The following is a 2627-nucleotide window of genomic DNA, read 5'->3' as shown; positions in this document are numbered from 1 at the left end:
ACACTGTCGACTCGAAATCCTGGCGGAACGATTGCAGAAGGCCGCAGAGATACCGTCATTGCGCTGATTCCCCAGTGAAACCAGCGCCAGTCGGCGCTTCGACTGCATCAAATGTGAGTCAGAGCCCCGATTGGATGCCGAAACACACGATAGGCTGTATCGGCCCAAACGCTCGACGCTGTATTGGTCTTGTCGAGCAAGCCGTCGCGCAATCGCGCGCCCTCATAGGCGGCGGCGTCGGTGGCCGACCATTTGCGGATGAAGCCGAAGCCGTGGTCGATCGAAATGTGGTTCTGATAACCAAAGACCGGAATCGCAATATCGCAGGGCGGCGTCGAGCCGTCCTCTTTGGCCTTGGCCTTGGTGAACTTCACCGTCCAGCGCGCATCGCGGTCCTTTTGGCGCAGCTTGCCAGGCCGCGCTTTCCAATCCTCGGGAATGCGGCCCTCTTTGATCGTTTTCTTCTCTTCCGCCGTATTGCGCTGCCGTGGCGCGGCGACAAGCGTCGCGTCGACGATCTGTCCGGACATGGCGATGAAGCCCGACGCCCTCAGCGCCGCGTCGAAGCGCGCGAACAAAGGCTCGATCGCGCCGGCTTTGCGTAAGCGGTGTTGCGGCCACACCTTCCAACGGACGCTGAAAGCAGCGAGTCTGATCTCCTGACGGAGATAAGGCTTGTGTCCAGACTTGATCATACGCTTGAGCCTAAGCGCGACGCTGTTCGGCGGATCGAAGTGATCGCGGGCGGCGGCGAGCGCCGTCGTCGTTGGTCGGATGACGAGAAGGCGCAAGCGGTCGAGGAATCCTTGGCGCCCGGCGCTGTCGTTTCGGAAGTTGCGCGCCGCCGCGGACTGACGCCGCAGCAACTATTTTCCTGGCGACGCGAAGCGCGGCGGAAAGCGGTGTTGTCCGGAGGCGCGCGCTTCGCGCCTGTCGTTGTCGAGACGTGGGACGAAGCATCGTTACCGCCTGTGCCGTCATTATCGGAGAGCAAATCCATCGCTGCGCGGCCGCATGTGATCGAACTCGATATTGACGGCACGAGCGTCTGGGTCTGGCGCGGCGCCGATGTGGCGATGGTCACGGCGATTGTCGGCGCCTTGAAGAGGCGCGCATGATCGGCCCGACGGGCGCGGTCCGCGTCATGGTGGCGACGAAGCCCGTCGACTTCCGCAAGGGCGCGGAAGGTTTGGCGGCTCTGGTGCGCGAGACGATGCAGGCCGATCCCTTCGACGGTGCCATTTATGTTTTTCGCGCCAAGCGGGCGGATCGGATCAAACTTGTATTCTGGGACGGCACGGGCGTGTGTCTGTTCGCCAAGCGGCTGGAGGACGGCGAGTTCCGTTGGCCAAAGATCGAAGACGGGGTGCTGCGATTATCCGCGGCGCAATTTTCGGCGCTGCTCGAAGGGCTGGACTGGAAACGCGTGCGCGCGAAAGAGACGCCGGCGCCGGCTCTGGCCGGCTAATCTGCGGCATCGTGAATCGGCGCTGCAAATATCGTCGCGACGTGCCCGAAAATATGATCTGCTTTGCTTATGCCGCAAGCGATCGAAGCGCTTCCCGATGATCCAAACGAACTGAAGGCGATGCTTCTTGCCGAACGGGCACGCAACGAGCGGCTCGTTCAGATCATCAAGGAGATGCAGCGTCATCGATTCGGTCGCCGCGCTGAGACGTTGCCAGAAGACCAGATGCTGCTGGCGCTGGAGGATGTCGAGCAGACAGAAGCGAGCGCTGCGGCAGAAAAAGAAAGCCGTTCGGCTGCTGATCGCTCCGAAGCCGCGCGTCAACGTCGACGCAATCGCGGCGCGCTGCCTGCCCATCTGCCGCGTATCGAGACCATCGTCGATATCGAGGACAAAGCCTGCCCGTGCTGCAAGGGCGCGCTGCACCAGATCGGCGAAGACGTCTCCGAGCGACTCGACATCGTGCCGGCGCAGTTCCACGTGCTGGTGACGCGGCGTCCCAAATATGCCTGCCGCGCCTGCGAGGAAGGCGTCGTGCAGGCGCCGGCCCCGGCGCGGCTGATCGAAGGCGGCCTGCCGACGGAAGCAACTGTCGCCCATGTGCTCGTCTCCAAATACGCCGACCACCTTCCGCTTTATCGTCAGGCGCAGATTTACGGGCGGCAAGGGATCGACCTCGATCGATCAACGCTCGCCGACTGGGTTGGCCGCGCCGCCTGGCATTTGCGCCCCGTGCATGAGCGGCTTCTGGAGCATATCCGCGCCTCGACGAAAATCTTCGCCGACGAAACGACCGCACCCGTGCTGGATCCGGGGCGCGGACGCACCAAGACCGGTCAACTTTGGGCCTATGCGCGCGACGACCGGCCGTTCGGCGGCGTCGATCCGCCGATCGCCGTCTATGTCTACGCGCAAAACAGAAAATCCGAGCAGCCGCTCGCACATCTTTCCGGGTTCAGCGGCGTCGTGCAGGTCGATGGCTACGCCGGCTATCGCGCGCTGGCGCAGAAAAACAGCGTGTCGCTCGCCTTCTGCCGAGTAGGCGAGGATGTCGCCATCCCCGCCCCTCACAGACCCGGACGTGCGGGTTACCCGCATCCGGTTCTTCGCGCGCGAGCTTTGCTCATTGGGCGACGTACGAGTGAACGATCAAGGCTGG

At 63.2% G+C, this 2627-nt stretch carries 3 protein-coding genes and 1 pseudogene; 3 read left to right on the top strand and 1 reads right to left on the bottom strand.

Features of this window, described 5'->3' with window-relative positions:
- Positions 1-146 precede the first annotated feature (146 nt).
- A pseudogene (locus AB7I51_RS17980) lies at positions 147-614 on the bottom strand (IS5/IS1182 family transposase); the annotation flags it as partial.
- Positions 615-677: 63 nt separating this feature from the next.
- Here AB7I51_RS17980 and tnpA point away from each other — a divergent pair.
- The 3 genes from tnpA to tnpC form a co-directional block, all read left to right on the top strand.
- Positions 678-1118: an IS66-like element accessory protein TnpA gene (gene tnpA / locus AB7I51_RS17975; protein ID WP_428405645.1), complete on the top strand. Its 441-nt coding sequence runs from the start codon at positions 678-680 to the stop codon at positions 1116-1118.
- Positions 1115-1468 carry an IS66 family insertion sequence element accessory protein TnpB gene (gene tnpB / locus AB7I51_RS17970; protein ID WP_428405644.1) on the top strand — a complete coding sequence of 118 codons (354 nt, stop codon included), beginning with the start codon at positions 1115-1117 and terminating at the stop codon, positions 1466-1468. The genes tnpA and tnpB overlap by 4 nt, the downstream gene beginning before the upstream one ends.
- 69 nt (positions 1469-1537) lie before the next feature.
- A partial coding sequence (gene tnpC / locus AB7I51_RS17965) for an IS66 family transposase (protein WP_428405643.1) occupies positions 1538-2627 on the top strand: 1090 nt, incomplete at its 3' end.

The organism is Methylocystis sp. (genome assembly GCF_050246715.1).
In the GTDB taxonomy this organism is placed as follows: Bacteria; Pseudomonadota; Alphaproteobacteria; order Rhizobiales; family Beijerinckiaceae; genus Methylocystis.
The sequence above is the reverse complement of the archived record's forward strand: the minus strand, read 5'-3'. Positions and strand labels throughout refer to the sequence as shown.